This is a genomic window from Desulfatitalea tepidiphila, from assembly GCF_001293685.1.
In the GTDB taxonomy this organism is placed as follows: domain Bacteria; phylum Desulfobacterota; class Desulfobacteria; order Desulfobacterales; family Desulfosarcinaceae; genus Desulfatitalea; species Desulfatitalea tepidiphila.
The window spans coordinates 2,090,683-2,111,761 of sequence record NZ_BCAG01000003.1; the positions used below are offsets into that span (position 1 = coordinate 2,090,683).

Sequence of the window (21,079 nt, forward strand, 5' to 3'; positions counted from 1 at the left end):
CCAATCTTAGGATGCGGTGGCCGCCTCTTCGACGGTGTCGGGTACCGTTACCGGATTGAGCTCCTTTTCCTGGGGAAAAATCGGCAAGTAACGGTAGGAAATCATGATCAGGATGACGCCATATGCAACTGGCAGGATGGTTGTCGCCACCTCCTGCCAACTGGGGATATACAGCGCCCAGCTATCGAAGGTCATGACCGGCACGGCCATGGTTTGCAGCACCATGACCCAGCGGTTGAGCGATACACCGATGATGGCCAGAACCGTAGCGAGCACACGCCAGAACCCACTTTCCCGAGTCGGCTTGTAAATCAACAGCAAGCCGGGGAGCCAACCGCACAGGACGATTTCGGTGAACAAGATCCATTTTCCATACAATGCATTGTTCTGGAAAAAGAATTCCCACTGAAGCCCTTTCGATGGCGCGGTGCTGTACATCCAGTAGAGGGTATCGGCAGTTTTGGCGATGATATAGGTAAATATCATCCATCCTGAAATCTTGGCCAAAAGAAAAACCACATTATCTTTGACCAGTTTTTTTCGAGTGATTTTTTCGGTCAACCAGGTAATGAAGAGGGTGAACGACGGTCCAAAAGCGGCCGCCGACCAGGTGAAAAGGAAAAAGGTGAACGGCCAGATCAAGATATGTTCACGATAGGAAAAAGGCCTTCCGAACAGCACGCCTGCCACGCCCCCCAGGGAACCCTGGTGGAAGAAGGAGAGAAATGCGCCGGTGGCGGCAAATACGGCCATGATCGAATGCATGTTGTGGCCCAGGTTGTGGAAAAAAGGCACCTTGTCGATCTGTCGGTTTTCCAGAACCAGAGGAATGTACTCAATGGTCAGGACAGCGAAATAACACGAGAGGCAGAAAGCCACTTCGGTCAGCATGGAATGCACGTTGGCATGCCAGAAGATAAACCAGCTGCGCAGGGGTTGTCCGACATCGATGGCCAGAATCAGCAGCGCCGAGCTATAGCAGATAAACCCGATCAAGACGGCGTAGTTGATGATATTTTTCAGCTCATCTTTGCCGATGACATACCGGAGCAATCCAGAGAAAAAGGCGCCACCGCCCAAGGCGATAACCGCCAGGTCGGCCCATATCCACAAGGCAAACCCATAATAATCGTTCATGTTGGTTTGATTCAGCCCTTTGATCCAGCATAGCAGCATGGCATAGACGCCCCATAGTAGAACGGCGCCCACTACAGCCAAGCCCAGCAGGAATTTCCATAGGGAACACCGTTTGACGCCCTCGGGTATCAATGCAGAATCCATAAGGTTGCGCTCCTTGTTCTCCTTGCTATTCAAATCGATCTATCGATTCCACCCCTGTCGCTGCTCGTTCTGTCGCAACGGCATGGGGGTACTCAAGATGTATCTTCCCCATCAACCGTGCGTGTCGGCCTTGCCTTGCAAACCGACGGGTTCGCCAGGCAGATAGTTGTCCCCGGACTTGCGTACCCAGTCCCGACTCGACAAATAGTATACCTTGGTATTGGTGCCCAGACGTTCCAACAACCGGAACGCACGAGGATTATGGGAGCGATAATGGTGCTCTATATCGGGCTTGACGATTTGATGCACCAGATGTTCGGGATTGTTTAAATCGCCAAACACGATGGCGCCTGCCGGACAGGCCTGGGTACAGGCGGTCTGATATTCCTCTTCACGGATCTCACGCCGGCCTTCCGCATAGGCCTTGTCCCTTGCTTGCTGGTATCGATGAAAGCAGAAGCTGCATTTTTCCACCACGCCGCGCATTCGAGGCGACACATTCGGACTGAGGGATTTTTCCATACCGGCCGGCCAGACCGGGTCCCACCAGTTGAAATAACGGGCATGATAAGGACAGGCGGCCATGCAGTAACGGCATCCGAAACAACGCGTATAAATCTGGCTGACAATACCGGTTTCGACGCTGTAATCAGTCGCCGTGGCGGGGCATACCGAAACACAGGGGGAGTGCCCCTCGTGCTGCCCCGCACAGTGTTGGCACGGTCGCGGGATGAAGGCCACTTCCGTATTCGGAAACTTTTCGTTGTTGGAAATCTTGTATACCCGCAGCCAAGTGATGCTCAGCAGTTTGTCGGTTTCATCCTGCTTGAACGGCACATTGTTCTCGGAAAAACAAGCCACCATACAGGAGCCGCATCCCGTGCATTTGTCTACGTCAATCGCCATGCCGTATCGTTTGGGCCGATGTTGTGTCTGCGTCTGCGTCTGTTTCATCAGAACCTCGTTTAAGCAGTTTGAGCCTGTTTTGATAAGTCGTCAGGATCCATTGTCGTCCGATCCGGGGTGCCGCCGGCCATCCGGCGAAAGGCCACTACCCTTTTGCAAGTTTAGCCCAGCTGCCCCAAGCCGCATCCAGACCGGACGCCGGATCCTCCACCGGAGCGATCAGTTGGTTGACATTAACGCCCTTGCCGGCCAGAAAACCATCATAGGCGGTATGCCCCAGTCCACGGGCCATGGCCACGATGCCCGGTCGAATGCCCTCGTCCAGGTGAACACGAACGTCGGCACTGCCCGCCGGTGTCGTGATCGTGGCCGACGCTCCTTCTTTCAGGTTCAACTTTGCGGCGGTTTCAGGATTCAACTCCACGAAGCCGGCCTGCCCTTTAAGTGTCGTGTCTGAAAGGATTTTCAGCATGAAGGGGGAACTGCCGACATATTGGCTGCTCAGCCGGATGGTATCGTACGCAACGAGCTGCAGTGGATACTCACTTTCGTCCCCGGCCGGAAGCGGCGCATCCGCCAGGTAAATGGCGCCGATGGTTTCGTTCATCAAAACAAACTTACCGGATGCCGTTTTAAACCCATCAGCACCAGCGGCATGAGTGGTTTCCGGCACTTCCCAGTGGCCCTTTTCCAACAGGGTTTCCCAAGCATCGGACAGGGTCTCCTTCAGGCAGGTCGCATAGTCGGTCCATGGGAAAGCAGCTGCCACGGATCCTTCCATCGCATGGGCGATCTGGATAATCGTGTCACCGACATGCTGGGTGTTGTGGAGCGGGGCAACGACGGGGCGACACAATCCGACCCTGCGCCGGGTAGTACCGGCCTTGACTGGAACGTCCTCATATCTTTCCAAATAGATAGGGTTGGGCAAAATGAGGTCGGATTGCATGGCGGTTTCATCCATAAAGGATGAAAAACTGACGACAAAAGGAATCTTGGAAAATGCCGTCCGCACCTTGTCGGCACCCGGCAGACTGTAACATGGATTGGATTCGGCGACCAGCAGTGCCTGCAGATCGGCGCTGCCGGCACCGACGGCCTCGATCATGCGGTGCACTTTATAGCCGGGATTGGGATAGACGACATCGCCCTTCTGGTCCAGCCGTGGGGTTTGCAATCCGGCGGCGGCAACGTCATCCGGCTGCAGTGCGGGCCATTGAATATAATCGTAACCCGCCATGGCTTGAATCCCGCCCGGACGATTGATACTGCCTGCCAGCGCATTGAGTGCGTTTACCGCCAATGCCTCTTTGAGACTTCCGGGTTGCTGCCCCTTGCCTTTACCGTACACCGCCAATGGATGCTTGGCATCTGCAAAGGCGATCGCAGTACTGATGATTTGGTCTGTGGCAAGCCCGGTGCGATCCGCGATTTTCTCGGGCGCGTATTTTTCGGCGACCATGGCGGAAAACGCCTCGAATCCCTCGGCCCACTGGGAGACGAATCCGTGGTCGTATCGATTTCTTGTGATGAGCACGTGTGCGATGGAAAGCGCCACATCCGCCTCGGTCCCGGGTTTGGGGGCGAGCCAGATATCCGACTTGGCGGCCGTATTCGAGAGCCTCGAATCGATCTGGGCCAATTTTCCACCATCCGCCCTGAGCCGATTGACGGCCTGCATCATCCTCGGAGAGGCGCCATATCCTTCTAGAAGGGCGCTGCCGAAGCTGAGGACAAAATCCGCCTGCTCCACATCCATCCCCACGAATCCTTCCTCTCCCTGGGTCAGGGCCAGGACTGCTGCCTGGCTATCCTCCATGGAGGGCATGCGATAGAAGTTGGGCGACCCGACGGCGGTCAGCAATCGTTTCATCAATTGCGGAACCGTACCCGTGTCTTCAGATGCTAGGGCGGCCACGGCCTGGGGCTGACCTTTGCTGCGCAGGTCATTCAGTCGGCCGGCGACCTCTTCGATGGCTTCCTCCCAGGATATTGTTTGCCAGCGGTTTTCCCCCCGTTCGCCCACGCGTTTCAAAGGCGCCTGGATCCGAGTGGGACCATACAGCAGCTGCAAACCGGATAACCCCAGCAGACATATGCCGCCGGGATTCATGCCGCTCGACTCCTGACCTTCGATTTTCACGGCCCGCTCGTCGACCTTTCGAACGCGAATGCCGCAATGCCCGGGGCACAGGGTGCAGGTGGTATTGATGTAAGCATATTCGCCGTCCGGGGGGACCGGCGTCCATGGCCAGTTTTGGGACCAGATGGAAAGATCGTCGGTCAGTTTCCAAGGTAATGGCGAAAGAGCCGTTCCCGCGGCGCCTCCGATGGAAAAGGCCAAAAAGCATCGTCTGGACAGTTTCATAAATTTACCTCAGCCTATCTCGCCCATTGGTGTTTCGTGTTGATGTGCATCGACGCCGATCCTGCGGTTGCATTTCCGTGTCCTGCGATCATTTGTGGCAAACGAAGCACGCGTCCCGGCCGGTTTGCACGCTGGAATCGTGAAGGGTATCATGCTGGGCATGGCATTGCGCGCAGTCATCCATCTTCATCCGATCCCACGTATTCTGTTTAAAACCGGCGATGTTGCGTCCCCAGATATCCCGGCTCAGTCCGGTGATGCGATTCTCTTCGTAGGGCTTTAAACTTTCGGATTTGCCGATAGGACCGTGGCACGTTTCGCAATCCATTTTAGCGCCGAACACATGTGCCGAATGGGAGAAAAAGACACAGTCGGGCTGACGGGAATAGACCAGCCACGGCACCTCTCTGTCCGTGGCGACGTAATGCTCGACGAAAATCTTTTCATTCTCGCTCTCTCCGAGCAACTCCGCGTGGCAATCGGTACACTGCGCCAGGCGGGGGGATCCTGAGAAAGAGCCGTCTTCCCGGAAAAAGTGACAGCTTTGGCAACCGTTGTCGACCTGTTCCAGATGAAGCTTGTGGTTGAAATCGATGGGTTGGCTTTTTTGGCTGTACAGCAGCTTCGGGAATATCGACCAACCGACAACCATACTCAATGCCAGGCCGAGAATGAAAAATAGGAGAATGTAGGGGCCACTTCGGGGGTCACTCGGTGAGGAGGCGTGGGCGTCACCTGTCCTGCCGTCTGTTTGGTGCTTCTCGTTGCTGCTCATGGACACTCCGTCATGTTGTTATGGGATCCGGTTCGATCTGTTAAAATCGCTTACCACATCGCCAGCCACATTTTCGGCGGGTCGGCCCTTGCCATGCCATCGGCGGAACCGACTTACCATATGACAAACGGGCTTTTGCCCGAACTGCACTTCAACAGGATATCTTTCAGCACGTTGCGGCAAATGCCGGAGAGGCGCCACGAAAGGCTTTTTTCTATCCAGACCGCCCTATTTTGTCAAGCCAAATTCAACGGATAGGGGGTCGTCCACAAATAGGATCCTGTTTGTGGATGGGCCCTAAATAGTCCCATGGGGGGAAATTATAATTGTTCTCCATAGCTGTGCAGACCTGCCAGCCAATAATTCACGCCAAAATAGGTGAACAGCACGGCACCGAAGCCAACGATCGATAGCACTGCGATCCGTTTGCCACGCCATCCGCGCATCATCCTGAAATGCAACAGCGCGGCATAAATCAACCAGGTGATCAACGACCAGGTCTCCTTGGGGTCCCAGCTCCAATAACGGGTCCATGCCTGTTTGGCCCAGACGGCACCGGTAATAATGCCGACGGTCAGAAAGAGGAAACCGAACAACACCAATTGGTGCGTCAGTTCGTCCAGCAGCGCTGAGGAAGGTAGCCGCCCGGCCAGGTGTTGGGCAGGCGCTCTCTGGTCCTCGGATTTCATCAGGTACATGATGCTGATGGCAAAGGCCACTGCAAACGCTGCGTATCCGAGGAAACAGGTGATCACGTGTGCGATCAACCAGTTGCTTTTCAAAGCCGGTATAAGGGGTTGGATGCTTTTATCCGGTGACAAGGAGGCGTAGGCAAGCGCAAGACAGGCCAAGGGCATGGCGAAAGCGCCCATGGTACGATTCTTGTATCGACGTTCCATCAAGAGATAGATCAAGCCAATGGTCCAGGCAAAAAAGACCAGGGATTCATACATGTTCGAAAAAGGAGCATGGCCGAATTCATCGCCCATCCGGTAGGATTCGATCCATCGCATGGCGATCCCGATGGTGCTGCCCAACCATGCGAACAGTGCGACCCACGTGGCCATTTTTCCCACCGATTCTTTGTGGAAAACCCATGCGAACAGATAGAGTGTGCCTGCCGCACCATATATAAAGGTGACCGCGGAAAGGACCCAAGCGTTATACTCCATGTTTTCAACCCTCGATTTGTTAAATAGATTACTCTTCCGATAAGTTTGAAGCTCTATTTTCACGGGTGCCGTCAGCCATCTCACACAGTTCATCGGCCATCCGCTCCAGCTCAAGCTTGAATCCCATCTTGGCCTTATTGGCCTTTCCGGCCACCAAGACCCTGGTCGCCCCGTCCATGGCAGCCACATCGACCACCAGTTGCCGATGGGACATGAAAAAGGTAATCCAGCACCCGATGATCATCAGCACGAAGCCCGAATAGACCAACTCGATGCCCGGATCGTAGACGACCTGCAGTCCCGTGTAGTATCGTTCCTCCACGTGGGGCCTGATTTCAGCCATCACCGAAATGACCACTTGTCCCTTGCGCATGGAATCGAACTTGGGAAAATGGAAAGGCAATGTCACCGCCTGCGCCTCTCCCCCGCCGGTGGTCAGGTTCACGATGAGCGCGGGTCCCAATGCCATGTTCATGAACTTCGCCTCCGGCAGGAATTCCTCGACGCTGAGCCGGCCCAGCCCCTCGGGGATCTCCAGGGTTTCTCCCATGGATACCTCGGCCGTATAGACCATGCCCGATGCGACACTCTGAAATTGTAATTCGATCTTTTCGGGAGGCGCTGTCATCGGTGGCAGGGCCGGTTGACCGCCGTCCATTTTCCCATAGCTGGATTGATACAGACCTATGCCCTGGTGGTAGAGGGGGTCGTTCACGATAATGTCTCTTTTCAGGATCTCCCGGCCCGCTTCGATAATCGTGACGCTGGATCTGAATTCTTTGGGTCTGTTGCCCCCCTCGTAAAACGAAACATTGAAATCATCGCATCGTACCTGAAACGGAAGCTGCAGTTGGCGGCCCGTGTGGCGAAGATCGATGGAATCGGCCGTTTCGCCTTCGGGAATGGCGACAAATCCTTCAAACCCAAAATTCGAACCGATCAGACCACCCAAGAGCAGCACCACGATACTGAAATGGACGACATAGACCCCCAATCGGCTTAAGCGCCCTTTTTCGGCGGTCACGGCAAATCCGCTTTCCGTATCTATCACCCTACAATAGCGAAAACTCCTGGCCACCTTGTCGCGAAAGGGTTCCCGGAGCTGGGCCGCGTCCAGACCGCTGTTGAATTCGATGCGGTCTTGACGTTTCCGATAATTCTCCAGATCGAACTTCGGGTGGCGCGTAAAAATCACTTTACCAGTGGTTTTCAAACGGTCGATCGAACATACCACGATATTGGCCACGAGCAGGGCCATCAATCCGATAAACCACCAGGAGTGGTACATGTCCACGATATCGAGGATGAGAAACAGTTGGTATCTGAAGAGGCCGAAAATTCGGATATAATCTTCTGCGCCGGCGTTCTGGGGTATCACCGTCCCGAATATCGAGAGCACCGCCATACATAACAACAGCACAACGGTCAGCTTGAGAGAAGCGAAAAAATCCCACAAGCTACTGATAATATTTGCTGAAACATCGTTTTTCAAGCTCATTTACAGGGCCTTTTTCCCTCCATTATGTGCGATCAACGGGATAATCGCTGGTGCGAATTCGCTGTTTAGCAGATCGGCAATGAGGTGACAACCCACCATCGCGGGTCCACGCTAACCCAATGTGAATTTTCGGCAAAACAGGCAATATTGGCTTAATTGCGATGTGCCGGCACAATGACCAGCCTGGCGGCCTGGCTGTCGATCACATACCGACGGGCCATCGAGGTGATCTCGGCAGCGGTGATGGCGGCATAATCCCTTTCGATGGTCCTGGCCCAATCGATCTGTTCCGGGTGGCGGCTCGCACCGATCAGTACACTGTTGAGCCAGTATCGATTCGACTGACGCATATCTTTGATCTGCACCAGGGTTGGGTCCAAAGCGCGTCTCAACTCATCCGGGTGGATACCTTGAGCAGCCAAACCAGATCCAATCTGCTCCACCTTTTCGGCAATAGAATCCACGTGCCGGGGATCGACAAGCAGCATGCAAAGCAGCATACCGTAACCGTCATAAGCGCGGTAGGCGCGGTGATAAGCATAAGGCGAATAGGCAGCCCCCAGCTTCTCACGCACCTGGACCCTGAGTCTTTCCGAGAAAATCTCCGAAAGAATCGACAAACGTCTTGTCCTTCCGATGTCCCAAAAATCATCGGTAGGATAAGCTACCACCACCATTCCTCTGTCGATGGCCGTATCGATTTTCAATTCAAAGGACTCGCCCCTTGGAAATACTGGACCAGGACGGTCTTGGGCGGCAGCCGCCACATCGGATCTCTTCTTCAATGCCCCAAAATATAGGGAGACCAATTGGGTGGCTTCTTCCACCGAAAAATCCCCCACCAGAGAAATTTCGAGCGGACCTTGTGCCATTTGTGCTCCGAACCAGCGCTCGATTTCAGGGATGGTTCTCTCTTTCAGATGGTTCAAGGCGGGCCAGCCCAAACGGGTATCGCCGCCTCCAAGTACCTTCATACCTTCAAGCTGCAATATGCCTTCGACGCTGTGGACCATCCCGCGATGCTTTTGTTCAAGCTGTTTGAAAGCAAGCTCGAGTGATTCCGGACGATAGCCCGGGTCTTTTATCATGGTGTAAAGCAATTGCAGCAATAGCGGCAGCTCGGAACTCGATGCGTTTCCCTCCAGAACAAACATGTCTTCACGCACATCCAGGCTCATTTCGGCCTGCCTGCCGGCCAGCGCCTGTTCCAGCTCGATTCGGTTCATCGTACCGAAACCGGAGTCGTTGATGACCATTTCAGTCAATTGCGCGAGTCCGGGCTGATCCGGGGGTTCGGAATAGCGTCCCGCCCCGAAGGAGAGTGCGGCACTGATTTCATTTTTTTTGAAATCGGTTCTCTTCATCAACAGCGTCACCCCGTTTTCAAAAAGCACTCGCACAACTCCCAGATCGTCCATGCGCACCTGCTCTTTGATCTGTCCTGCCCGCGATGGCATCTCTAAGTAGGGAAATGTCGACAGCTCCCGGTCAGTCGGCGGCTCGACGCTCTCCTGTAAACTGGAAAGATAAGTGGAACGAACGATGTGCTCGGGCGTAGAGGCGTCCCCGGTCAAATCGGCATTTCCGGTCACCAGAACGAGACGATGATCTTCCGGCCAAAGTGATGAAAACGCCCTGTTCACATCATTCAAATCGGCTTGATCGATCATCGGTGAGAGCAACTGCTGTCGCTGTAGTGACGATTGAAACGCCTGCCAGTGATTGAAACTGCCCATCACCTGTTGTGCCAGGGCCCGGCTTTCCCTGGTTCCCATCTCATCCACATCCCGCTGAAGATCTGCCCGCATCGATTTTTTGACACGCTCGAGCTCAGATGGCGTAAAGCCAAAAACCAATGCCTGCCTGAGCGTTTGTTCCAGAAGGGGTAACACTTCCTTCCACTGTTCCGGCTTGCAATCCACCGATATGTTGCTGTAACGAATCTGCTGGAGAAAATCTCCCGAACCGACCTCTGCACGGGTTATCGTCCCTTTGTTTTCGTGAACGAGACTGTCGAGCCGCCATTGCATCATGCGATCGGCGAGTTCTTTCAGAAGGGTATCCTTTTGCCGCCCGGTACCATCGGGCAAAGGAACCTCCTGCCGCACCGTTTCAATGCTCACGGTGGTTGCGCCCGACTCTTTTTCATAGTGATAAAAAGTTTTCAGTCCCTGGTGACTGAAACGACCGAAAGGCGGCAGATCCCTCTTGGGGCTGCGAGCCCGCATACTTTCAAATTGTGCCTTTATCAAGGGTTCGGCCCGGGCCCGATCAAAATCACCGACCATCACCAGGAACATTCGTTCAGGTCGGTACCAGGCATCGTAAAATTGTCTCAACCGCTTTGAATCGAAATCGAGGATGCTTTCGGTTTTCCCGATGGGAAAGCGTTTCGCTACCAGACTCCCCGGCATCTCAAAGTTGAACGTCGCTTTCAATGTTCGATAATGGGCGGAATCGCGTGCGCGCTTTTCAGCCAAAACGACCCCTTTTTCCTTTTCCACCTCTTCGTGTAAAAAAAGTGCGCCTTCGGCGAAGTCTCCCAACACCAAAAGTCCGTCCGCAATACTCTGGGGATCGCCGCTTGGCAGCAGGATATCATAGACAGTTTCACCAAAACCGGTGTGCGCGTTTGCATCCGGTCCAAATTGCATACCGATCCGTTGAAAGTACTTGACCAATTCGCCCGGGGGAAAATGCTTTGAACCATCGAAAAGCATATGCTCCAAAAAATGGGCGATTCCCTCTTCTCCTTCAAACTCGGCCAATGATCCGGATTGAACATACAAATGAATGCTCACCCTATTGAGCGGGGTCCTGTTCTCCAGCATGACGTATCGAAAACCATTGTCCAAACGCCCCAACATCAAAGCTGGATCAGGTTCGAGATCACTACCCGTGTGGGGCCAATCCGGCTTTTCAATCAATACCTGGGCCGAATTTTCCGGCGGTGTGGAAGCGCCGAAGTGGGCACAACCCGCCAGCAAGAAAATGGTGCACAAAAAAAGGCTTCTTTTAATCCCGGTCCAAATTGAAACAGGCATGATGACTGTCCTTTTTTCTCAGTTCACGTTTCGGAAAACCAATATCAGCCATCTCAGGCAAGACGGTTGAGTTCAACACATATTTGTTGGACTGAAAGATCTTTCTTGAGACAGCTTGAACAAAATAAGAATGCAAAAAAAGGATGGCAAGTTTTTAAAAGGGACGGAAATGGAGATCGTCGATGAAAGGTGTGAACTCGGAATAGATGATTTTATGATCCGCCTGGCAGAGAGGAGGCCTTTTGAATTAACACCAAAGAAGGTCCTTCAGCGCCACCTGCATAGCGCAGGGGCGCTGAAAGATCGCCTCTCTATCAAATAGCATTTCCGATGCGTTCTATCCGGAAAAACAAGCACCCCTGAGCAAAGGGCACAATACAGCGGCTGCTATGCCTTTACGTAAACACCGCGGCTGACCGTCTTGATCATTCCTTTTTTGCTCAGCTTGTAAAGGGCATTGCTCAATTGACGCGATTCCAGATTGGTCTTGGATTTCAGATTGGCGATGTCTGCCCCGTTCTTGCTTTTGGCGATCACATCAAGCACGTTCTCCAAAACCGTACCCTTGCCTGCGGCGGCCGGCGCTGGTTTGGCAGCAGCTTTTTTGGTTTTTGGGGCTTTGGCCTTGCTTGCAGCTTTCTTCTTGGGTTTGGCTGCAGCCTTTGACTTTGCAGGTGCGGCTTTGACAGGTTGCGCTGCCAATTGATCGTTTAATTTTTCCAGTTTTTGGGCGAGGCTCGTCAAATTTTTCGCGATGGTCTTAATTTGGGTCTGTACTTTCTTCATATTACTACCTCCTTAATGTTTTAATTTCGTTACGAAATTTACCCTTTTAACTCAGCCCTATTATACGACTCGAAAATTGTCAACAACTTCTTATAAAAAAAGTAGCATTATTTTATGCCTTTAAATTTGCAAAGCATAAAAATCTTCGCACACCCGCTTGGCACAAGCATTTGGTAGAAAAGAGAACAAATAGAACCTTTGTCGAATTTTTACTGCACAAATGCTAATTCACCGAATATTAACCAATATCAGGACCTAAGGGACCGCACCCGAACCAAGGGAAACCTTATCGGACCTCCGGATGAAATTTTAACTCTGCAGGCGCCTGATAGGGGAAGACAACCCAATCTACCTGAGAAACGGATTACCAAATCTCGCGTTGCGCTGCTATCATTGCTCTCCCGATCGAAGGGGGGACGGTTTTATGTTACTGACGCCTCCCGGTATGCGTCTGACCCGCTTGAACCATATCGCCGGCCGTCTGTTTTTATTGAGTTGGAAGGGTCAGGATGTTATAAAAACAACTGCACCAAAAACCATATCGAGGATCTGATTTGATGACCCATAGCGGAGACCAAGGGCAATCTGAAGGAAAAAGCATACAGTTTCATGAATTGCTCAATCCTGAACAATTGGAAGCTGTCACCTTTGGAGATGGTCCCTTATTGGTGATCGCCGGCGCAGGAAGTGGAAAGACACGCACCTTGACCCATCGGGTCGCCCATCTCGTTCAACGGGGCGTTGCCCCCAATACCATTCTCCTGCTCTCCTTCACACGCAAGGCTTCCCAGGAGATGCTCAGGCGCGCCTCAGAATTACTGGATCGACGTTGTCGTGAAGTCGCCGGAGGGACATTTCATTCTTTTTCCAACAGCATCTTGCGTCGATATTCGGCCAAAATCGGTTTTCCCCAAGGCTTTTCCATCATGGACCGGAGTGATGCGGAGGACCTCATCGGATTCATTCGCAAAGCGCTCGACACCACCGAACAGGGACGTCACTTGCCTAGAAAATCCACCCTGGCAACCCTGTTCAGCCGTGCCATAAATAAAAACACCACCCTGGAAGAAATTATTTATGAAGACTACCCACACTTTGGTTTCCAGATCGATCTGATCAACAAGATATGGATCGGTTATCAAAATCGAAAACGCGAATTGAGTCTTCTCGATTTTGATGACCTGCTTGTCTATTTTCATCGATTACTCTCTGAGAATCCGGATGTGCGTGATCGCCTGACGACTTCCTATACCCACATTCTGGTAGACGAATACCAGGACACCAATTTCATTCAAGCGGAAATCGTCTCTTTGCTTGCCGGCAAAAACGAAAACATCATGGTTGTCGGTGACGATGCGCAAAGCATCTATGCATTCCGGGGAGCCAATTACAAAAATATCATCGAATTTCCTAATAGATTTCCCGGGACCCGCCTGATCAAACTTGAAGAAAACTACCGGAGCCTGCAACCGATTCTCGACCTTGCCAACGCTGTCATCGAACCAGCAACAGAAAAGTATTCGAAGTGTCTGTTTACCCGCAGAGGTGGCGGCGATCTGCCGGTCCTGGTGGCATCAGCCAGTGAAAATGCCCAGTCCCGATATGTAACACAGGAAATTTTACGACTCCGCAACGAAGGAGTCGCTTTGGATCGCATCGCAGTGTTGTTCCGGGCAAGCTTCCAGGCGTTCGACCTGGAAGTGGAGCTAAACCGCGCGGCCATCTCCTATGTAAAGGTCGGCGGTTTTAAATTCACCGAATCGGCCCATATCAAGGATATTCTTGCACACCTCAGAATATTCGCCGCACCACAGGATCAATTGAGCTGGACCCGAGTCCTTTTGTTGGTAGAAAAAATCGGACCTGCCACTGCCCTGCGGATCTATACGGCCGTTCTCAAGGAGGGTGCCGGCCCCACCGGGTTGCTGAGTGCAAAGCTTAAAATGAAACCCAATGCCGGATTCGACCGTCTCAAACAACTGATTGCAGCCATGGATGCGACACCGCATCCAATTTCCCGCTGGGGGGAAATAGTGCTGGAATACTACAAACCTTATTTGGAAACCGCCTACGATGACCACCCCCGCCGACTGAGAGACCTGGAGCAACTCATTAGTATCATGGAGAGATACGACCGGCTGGATGATTTCCTGGATGATATGGCCCTGGATCCGCCCAACGACAGTGTTGCCAATGGTCTGGCCCCAACGGACTCGCATCGGAACCAGCTTGTGCTATCGACCATTCACTCGGCCAAAGGGCTGGAATGGCATACGGTTTTTATTATATGGGCCCTGGATGGGCGGTTCCCGTCCATCCAAGCCATCGACAACCCCGACACCCTGGAAGAGGAACGCCGCCTGATGTACGTCGCCATCACCAGGGCCCAGCAATCCTTGCACATCACCTATCCGGTTCAGATTTTCGATCGCGCGACGCAATCATTGCTATATGAACCGTCCCGTTTTTTGGAGGATGCACCGGAAGCACTACTCAAGCGCCGCTTTTTCACCCCCCACTAAACGCCCGGCGTCGCACGATCCTAACCGGTAGCGCAGATGACTTCGTGGATCGATCGACCTCCAGTTGCCTTTATGAATCCTACCATTAATGGTGGTCCCTGTGTTTCCCAAAACAATATATTGAGCTTTTTTCCTTTACCTGCCGATACCGACCATGCTAACAGACCGCTAACATTTTCTTGACAAGACGCTGACGCAACCGCACCGCGACGCCGGTTGCACCGAAAGAGGCCGAGAGAGCCAACCGGCGGGAACGACAACAGCTGACCTATGCTTACTGAATACAGCGTTCTTATTATAGGATACATCTTCGGCTTTTACATGGCCTGGAACATAGGTGCCAACGATGTGGCCAATTCAATGGCCTCGGCCGTCGGCGCCAAGGCGATCACCATTCGACAGGCAGTTTTAATTGCCGCCATCCTGAATATCCTGGGCGCGACGCTGATCGGCTCCCATGTGACCAACACCATTCGAAAAGGCATCGTTTCCACCGAGGTGATGAGTGATCCGCACCTGGCCCTCATTGGGGCCCTGTCCGCGCTTCTTGCCGCCGCCCTGTGGGTTTCGTTCGCCACTTGGAAATCGTTGCCCGTTTCCACCACCCACTCCATCGTCGGCTCGATGATCGGTTTCGGCATCATGGCGGGCGGCATGAAGGTGATCAACTGGATGAAACTTTTCGCCGTCGTAATGAGTTGGATCATCTCACCTATTTTTAGTTTGATCATCGGTTACGTACTTTTTAAGCTTATCGTGCGTCTGATTCTATCCCAGGAGAACGCGGCCGCGGCCGCCTGGCGGCTCTCTCCCGTTTTCATCGGCAGCGCCTGTTTCGTGGTCGTCCTCTCGTTTCTGTTTAAAACTCCATTGGGCCAGCAATTGGCGATCGGAACCCCCATGGCGATATTGATTGCGATCGCCGCGTCAGTGGCGCTGGGCATCGCCGGGCGCTGGGGCATCAGAAAGCTCCTGGCTGAAAAGGGAGACACGGTCGAACTGATCTTTCGGAGGATCCAAATCGGCACCTCATGCTATGTGGCTCTGGCTCAAGGTGCCAACGATGTGGCCAATGCCATTGGTCCCTTGGCCGTGATCTATTTCATCGTCAAGACCGGTTCGGTGGGTTCGACGGTGCCGGTCCCGATTTTCCTTCTCCTTTTTGGCGGAGCCGGCATCGCCTGCGGCATTTGGATGGCCGGCTCCCGAGTCATGACCACCCTGGGCACCAAAATCACGACCTTGACGAACACCCGCGGTTTTTCCGTGGATTTTGCAGCCGCCACCACCGTATTGTTGGCTTCCAAGCTTGGGCTGCCGGTTTCGACCACCCATGCCGCTGTCGGGGGCGTATTGGGTGTCGGACTTGCCCGTGGAATTGAGGCCGTTAACTTCAGAATCGTTTTTCAAATTATGATTTACTGGATACTGACGGTGCCGGCCGCCGCTTTGACCAGCATGCTCTTGTTCTGGGTGCTTCGTGCCATATATTAGATTGAATTAGGGAGGGATCGATGCGTTTGCCATTTTTCTCCATGTTTTTAACCTCACCATTTGAAGGCATTCAAGAGCATGCCGAAAAAATCAAGGAGTGCGCCTGGTCCTTTCAGCAGGCCATCGAATGCTATATCTCCATTCGCTGCACCCGCTTTGAAGAGTTGCGGCAGGAGGTTTGTCGAATGGAACGTGAGGCCGACGGTATCAAGCGACGCATCCGTGGGCACCTGCCCATAGGCACATTGATGCCGGTCAGCAAGTTCCAGCTGTTTCGCTACCTGCGTGAACAAGATGGCGTGCTCGACGCGTTGGAGGATGCCTTGGATTGGATATCCTATCGTGCGGAAGCGGGAATCCCGCCGGAAGTGGAAAAAGATTTTTTGCTGCTCGTGGATGCGGTCATCGATCCCATCGAGGAACTGTACAAAATGGTTTGTGAAGCCCGCAAATATTTTAAAACCTATAATGAAGATCAGCGAACCGTGGTCAAGGATATCATCCGCAATTTACGGCAGCAGGAGCATGATGCCGACAAACTCGAGGATGCCATTAAAAGGAACATCTTTCACAAATGCACCGATGCCGTCACGGTTTATCATACGGTGCGGCTCGCCGAGATCATCGGCTCCATTGCCGATCATGCCGAAAATGCGGGTGATATGATGCGGGCCATGCTTGCCAAATAGCCAATGCCCTCCATGGACCTTAGAAGAATGCCCATTTGATATAAAGGGCCAGAATAATCCATAGCACGGCACACAGGATGTAGGCCTTCCAGTTTGTCAGGCGTTCTGCCATCCCATGCTCGGTCACTTTTCCAAGGCGTGTCTTGCAATAGGGGCACACCTTGGCATCCAGCGGAACATACTCATAACATTCGGGGCACTTTTTGCTGGCATATTTCCTCTCTTGGTCCGTCCAGCCCTTCTTTGCCATGCGCTCCCCTCCTCATACATATGCAATGCCAACACCTGAGTGAAAAACGACTCCGCCAAAACCATGTCGAGCTTCTGACCTATGAGAATTTACTGGATCATATCCCGCTTGATCTCAATACGACCGTTCGCCCTTAAATCGGACAGCCATTGTTGAAAAGCAGCCTGTTTTTTTTGTTCGACCAAACGACGCATCAGATCGCTTTTTTCCGTTTCAAAGCCATCGGCATCTGCCGCTTTTCGGTCCTTATATTGAATCATGTACCACGATCCTTTTGCCTTGAACACTTCATCTGGAAAGGGCTGGTCGGCTTGGAGCATAAATGCCGACTTCGACAATGCGGGTTCATATCCGATACCCGGTACGACACCGTTTCTCTTGAAAAATCCTGTTTCAGCGACCGTGAGCCCGAATGAAGCGGCCGTGCTCGCGAAATCAGCCCCCGCCTTCAAATCGGTCAGACACTTTTCGGCATCCTTCCTGGCCTGCTCGTCCTGACGAAGTGCAACGGCGTCCGCCTTGGCCTGCTCGAACACCTGCTCGAGCGGTGGAATTTCAGACGCTTTTTGCTCCGTCACCTGGATCAGATAATATCCATTGCCAAAGTCTTGAATTTCACTGATGTCCATCTTCTGCAATCCCAAGGCGACCTTGGCAAATTCAGCGCCATTGTTGATCCTCTCTTCTTGGGGACCCTCCGGACCGAAAAAGTCGGTCTGAAAAACAGGCAGTTGATTCTGTTGGGCGGCTGCAGCCAGGTCATCTCCATCATAGACCGCATCATACATCGACTCTGCTTTCTGGAGAGCGATTTTACCGGCCTGCTCGTCAATGATTTTTTCCCGGATGCGATCGGTCGCTTCCACCAGACTCTCAATCTTTGCCTCGTTGATCTTTTCAACTTTAATCAGATGCCATCCGAAACGGCTCCTTACCGGTTCACTGATCTCACCGGCCTGCATTGCAAAGGCCTTATCCGCAAAGGGCTTGACCATTTCATCTCTTTTGAAAGCTCCCAGATAACCGTCTTGTTCACGGGAAGGCCCCTCGGAATGTTTTCGGGCCAGCTGGTCAAAAGGCTCACCCGCTTTGGCCAGCTTAAAAACCTCCTCGGCCCTCTTCTGTTGGTCGGCGACAGTTTGTTCATCGGCATCTTCATCGAGCTTAAAAAGAATATGACGTGCCTCGACGGTTTTTTCGCGTTTGAACTCGTCAGGATGTTCGTTGTAATACTGCGCGATCTGCTCGTCCGTCACCTTCACTTCGGCCTTATAAGCCGTCGGATCAAAATGGAGGTAGACGACTTTGACTTGGGGATCGGTCTTGTATTGTTCCTTATGTTCCTCAAAATAGGTTTCGACTTCTGGCCTGGTCACGGTAATATCTTTATATCGTTCAGGAGAGAACACCACATAATTCAGATTCACTTCGGCATTGTACCAATCATACCACTGGCGAGCTTCCTCCTCTGTCACAATCGCACTGTTGGCCACCAGCTCTCGCAATTGGTCCATTAGCAAATCCTGCCTCAAGCCGTCACGGAACTCCGCGGTCGTAACCCTATTCTGCGCCAGAATGTAACTCGCACGCTGTTCGTCAAAAACTCCGTTGTTCTGGAAAGCCGGAATAGCATAAATCGCCTGATCCAATGTTTCTTCGGCAATTTGAAGATCCAAACGTTCCGCCTCCTGAACCATCAACACCTGATCTATGAGCTGATTCAGAGCCTGCTCTTTGAGGTTGAGGTTTTGGAGCAACCCATTGTCCAAGGCCCCACCATACATACGACGATACTGCTCGAGCAACCGATCGTAGTGCTGCCGGTAGGCCGTATAGGAAATCGCCTCATCGTTGACCTCGGCAACCGTGTTCGCTTGCCGGGTGGTAAAACTACCAACGCCCCAAAACACAAAAACAACGACGATGGCGAACAGCACCACCTTGATCATCCAGTTGCCTGCTTGCTTGCGCATAATACTGAGCATGCCGATTTCTCTCCTGAGCCGGCTTCGCCGGAGTATGAAAGTAGAAAGATGTGCGGGCCAGAAAGATGGCGTATGGCATGGTTTGAATCATCCTGACCTCCTTCTGCCGCACATCCGTTTCAAGGGATCTTTTGCATTAAAGACCTTCAATGAAATCCGTTCTGACAAAATCCTTCATGCATTAAACGAGGAATATTAGGCGGTATTGCCATCTTTGTCAATCATTACAAGCACCCTGCGAAGATGGTATCGGCCCAAGAGTGATTGTTTCTGCTAAACTATTTAAAAATTGCGTTGACAGAAGATTATCAGTTTGTTAGGTAGCCCATTCACGTTCGGGGCTGTAGCTCAGCTGGGAGAGCGCATGACTGGCAGTCATGAGGTCAGGGGTTCGATCCCCCTCAGCTCCACCAAATTTTAAATATACGGGGACTGTCTAATCAAACAGTCCCCGTTTTTTTTGATGGATAAGAAATCCGGTCTAGATAGAGATGAATCGCAACGGCGCCTCGGCACAAGACGATAAATCGCCGAACGCGCTGTTTGGCGTCCATGAGAGAAACAAACCCCTCAGCTCATGTGGCTATATATAAAGGTGAGGATACCGGTCAGCACGAAAAGACTCTCGACCATGAACTGCAGCTGCAAACCGGATAAAAGGTGTTCACGTTCATAGGCCGCTATGATCGTCCACAACAGTGCCGGGCAAAAAATCAAGTAAAAAGCTAAACTGGAGAAGCATGCTCCCCAACTGCCAACCAGCAACAGCGCCGTAATCACGGCCAGAATGGTCTTGACCAACTTCAACGAGCGGCCGGCGCCGATGAGCGTGGGAATCGTCTCTTTCCCCACGATGCGATCGCCCTGCATATCCAGAATGTCGAAAAACGCCGTGCGTCCGAATACGATCCCGGAAGCCCAGGCCACGGCGAGCAGCCCGCACCCCCACTGGCCACCCGGGGAGGCCAGGGCCGGAAGTCCAGCGGTGACGACCCCCCAAGCCAGGGCGATCAAAACTGTCTTGGAGCCGGGCAGGTCCCTGATCCGTCTTTGCTTCAGTCTGGGCAAAATGCCGGTTGGGAACAACCGCACATTGTATGACAGACCGAGCAAGCTCATGGCCAGCAGGGTCCAGAACGAGGCGACACCCATTTGATAGGCTGATACCAGGCCTAAAGTGCCGGCCCCCAGGGCCACCGTGGTCAATATCCTCTTGTGCCGGGTGTAGAATCTTTCCCTGTCCGGATCATTGTATCGATCCTCGGCCCTGCCTGTAAGATGGTTCAAGGTATGCATCGACATGACATAGAGCATGGCCACGAGCAGCGCTGAAAACGTGGCGGACAGTCCCTGGAGTCGCGCGGCGGCAAAACCGAGGCAACCGGCACCGATAGCGACATAGGCATTTGTCAACACCATCAGACGCTGGGCCTGGAAAACGCCGTAACGCCATCCCCCCTTCTGGCTCAACAGCATCTGATCGATGGCGCCCACGATGCGTTTGATGATCCAGGTCGGTGTGGATGCACCCGCCGTAATGCCGATGGTATCGAATCGGGACAACTCATTAAAATCGAGTTCCGCCTCGGTCTCCACATGGTAGACGGGTTTGCCGGTCTGCCCCACAATTTCGGCCAACCGCCGGGTATTACCACTGTTCTTGCCGCCCACCACGATGACGGCGTCCACCTCAAGTGACAGCTGGCGCACCTCTTCCTGGCGCTTCTCGGTGGAGTCGCAAATGGTATCGAATACTGTATAGTGCGGGCGGTGCGCGGCGACCCATGCCTTCACTTCCCGGTAGAAGCTCTGGTTCTGGGTGGTCTGGGCGACGACGATGGCTTGCTCGAAATGAGGCAATGCCTGCAGCGCATCCAATGACCCCACGACATGTGCCAAGGGTCCGGCGAATCCTTGCAGGCTGATCACTTCGGGATGATCCTGGTCGCCCACGATAATCGCGGCATACCCCTTTCGGGCATGGCTCTTGATAATCGATTGAACTTTGACCACTCGCGGGCAGGTCGCATCGATGACATTGAAACCGGCTCGCTTCAGCTGTTGTTTGGTTTCGGGCGGAACGCCGTGAGCGCGAACCAGAACGGTGCCGTTTCCCTTTTCAGGAATCTGCTTAAGAATGGTCACACCCCGTTCGGAGAACAATTCGAGAACTTGAGGGTTGTGAATCAGCGGCCCATAGGTATAAATCGGCTGCTGCTGGCGGGTTGAGGCGTCCAGGGCCAATTCCACTGCCCGGCGCACGCCCATGCAGAATCCGGCGGTCTTGGCGATGATGATCTTCATCGGTT

General features: G+C 53.0%; 15 protein-coding genes and 1 tRNA gene. 5 read left to right on the plus strand and 11 right to left on the minus strand.

Going from position 1 to position 21,079, the window contains the following annotated elements; translation table 11 throughout:
• Positions 1 to 6 precede the first annotated feature (6 nt).
• From qrcD to DFT_RS13950, 7 genes are all read right to left on the minus strand, one after another.
• Entirely contained in the window at positions 7 to 1,281 is a 1,275-nt protein-coding gene (gene qrcD, locus DFT_RS13915) for a menaquinone reductase integral membrane subunit QrcD (protein WP_054031769.1), read from the minus strand.
• Between the two features lie 111 nt (positions 1,282 to 1,392).
• Complete coding sequence (gene qrcC / locus DFT_RS13920) at positions 1,393 to 2,235, minus strand: menaquinone reductase iron-sulfur cluster-binding subunit QrcC (protein WP_054031770.1); 843 nt, start codon at positions 2,233 to 2,235, stop codon at positions 1,393 to 1,395.
• A 97-nt stretch (positions 2,236 to 2,332) separates the two neighbouring features.
• Positions 2,333 to 4,555 carry a menaquinone reductase molybdopterin-binding-like subunit QrcB gene (gene qrcB, locus DFT_RS13925; protein ID WP_054031771.1) on the minus strand — a complete coding sequence of 741 codons (2,223 nt, stop codon included), beginning with the start codon at positions 4,553 to 4,555 and terminating at the stop codon, positions 2,333 to 2,335.
• 88 nt (positions 4,556 to 4,643) lie between these two features.
• Positions 4,644 to 5,330 (minus strand): menaquinone reductase multiheme cytochrome c subunit QrcA, encoded by a 687-nt coding sequence (qrcA, locus tag DFT_RS13930; RefSeq protein ID WP_054031772.1) that lies wholly within the window; start codon positions 5,328 to 5,330, stop codon positions 4,644 to 4,646.
• 320 nt (positions 5,331 to 5,650) lie between these two features.
• Positions 5,651 to 6,502, minus strand: a complete 852-nt coding sequence (gene ccsB, locus DFT_RS13940; RefSeq protein WP_054031774.1) for a c-type cytochrome biogenesis protein CcsB — start codon at positions 6,500 to 6,502, stop codon at positions 5,651 to 5,653.
• A gap of 28 nt (positions 6,503 to 6,530) precedes the next feature.
• Positions 6,531 to 8,000 carry a cytochrome c biogenesis protein ResB gene (resB, locus tag DFT_RS13945; protein WP_054031775.1) on the minus strand — a complete coding sequence of 490 codons (1,470 nt, stop codon included), beginning with the start codon at positions 7,998 to 8,000 and terminating at the stop codon, positions 6,531 to 6,533.
• A 152-nt stretch (positions 8,001 to 8,152) separates the two neighbouring features.
• Positions 8,153 to 11,044, minus strand: a complete 2,892-nt coding sequence (locus DFT_RS13950) for a M16 family metallopeptidase (RefSeq protein ID WP_054031776.1) — start codon at positions 11,042 to 11,044, stop codon at positions 8,153 to 8,155.
• A 115-nt stretch (positions 11,045 to 11,159) separates the two neighbouring features.
• Here DFT_RS13950 and DFT_RS13955 point away from each other — a divergent pair, with 115 nt between their 5' ends.
• Positions 11,160 to 11,366 (plus strand): hypothetical protein, encoded by a 207-nt coding sequence (locus tag DFT_RS13955; RefSeq protein ID WP_152971992.1) that lies wholly within the window; start codon positions 11,160 to 11,162, stop codon positions 11,364 to 11,366.
• Positions 11,367 to 11,431: 65 nt separating this feature from the next.
• Here the strand turns inward: DFT_RS13955 and DFT_RS13960 are convergent, their stop codons facing one another.
• A complete protein-coding gene (locus tag DFT_RS13960) occupies positions 11,432 to 11,830 on the minus strand; it encodes a hypothetical protein (RefSeq protein ID WP_054031778.1) in 399 nt (132 codons plus the stop codon).
• Positions 11,831 to 12,387: 557 nt separating this feature from the next.
• Between DFT_RS13960 and DFT_RS13965 the strand changes: the two genes are divergently transcribed.
• The 3 genes from DFT_RS13965 to DFT_RS13975 all read left to right on the plus strand — a co-directional run bounded on the left by DFT_RS13965 (position 12,388) and on the right by DFT_RS13975 (position 16,535).
• Positions 12,388 to 14,352 (plus strand): ATP-dependent helicase, encoded by a 1,965-nt coding sequence (locus DFT_RS13965; protein WP_054031779.1) that lies wholly within the window; start codon positions 12,388 to 12,390, stop codon positions 14,350 to 14,352.
• A gap of 270 nt (positions 14,353 to 14,622) precedes the next feature.
• Positions 14,623 to 15,846 (plus strand): inorganic phosphate transporter, encoded by a 1,224-nt coding sequence (locus tag DFT_RS13970; protein WP_054031780.1) that lies wholly within the window; start codon positions 14,623 to 14,625, stop codon positions 15,844 to 15,846.
• Between the two features lie 20 nt (positions 15,847 to 15,866).
• Complete coding sequence (locus DFT_RS13975; RefSeq protein WP_054031781.1) at positions 15,867 to 16,535, plus strand: TIGR00153 family protein; 669 nt, start codon at positions 15,867 to 15,869, stop codon at positions 16,533 to 16,535.
• A 19-nt stretch (positions 16,536 to 16,554) separates the two neighbouring features.
• Here DFT_RS13975 and DFT_RS13980 read toward each other — a convergent pair whose 3' ends face one another.
• Complete coding sequence (locus DFT_RS13980) at positions 16,555 to 16,785, minus strand: zinc ribbon domain-containing protein (protein WP_054031782.1); 231 nt, start codon at positions 16,783 to 16,785, stop codon at positions 16,555 to 16,557.
• Between the two features lie 89 nt (positions 16,786 to 16,874).
• Complete coding sequence (locus tag DFT_RS13985) at positions 16,875 to 18,770, minus strand: SurA N-terminal domain-containing protein (protein WP_054031783.1); 1,896 nt, start codon at positions 18,768 to 18,770, stop codon at positions 16,875 to 16,877.
• Between the two features lie 337 nt (positions 18,771 to 19,107).
• On the opposite strand from DFT_RS13985, the gene DFT_RS13990 reads away from it, so the two are divergent.
• Positions 19,108 to 19,183: transfer RNA gene (locus DFT_RS13990), tRNA-Ala, on the plus strand.
• Between the two features lie 157 nt (positions 19,184 to 19,340).
• Here the strand turns inward: DFT_RS13990 and ispH are convergent.
• Positions 19,341 to 21,074 carry a 4-hydroxy-3-methylbut-2-enyl diphosphate reductase gene (ispH, locus tag DFT_RS13995; protein ID WP_054031784.1) on the minus strand — a complete coding sequence of 578 codons (1,734 nt, stop codon included), beginning with the start codon at positions 21,072 to 21,074 and terminating at the stop codon, positions 19,341 to 19,343.
• Between the last annotated feature and the right edge of the window lie 5 nt (positions 21,075 to 21,079).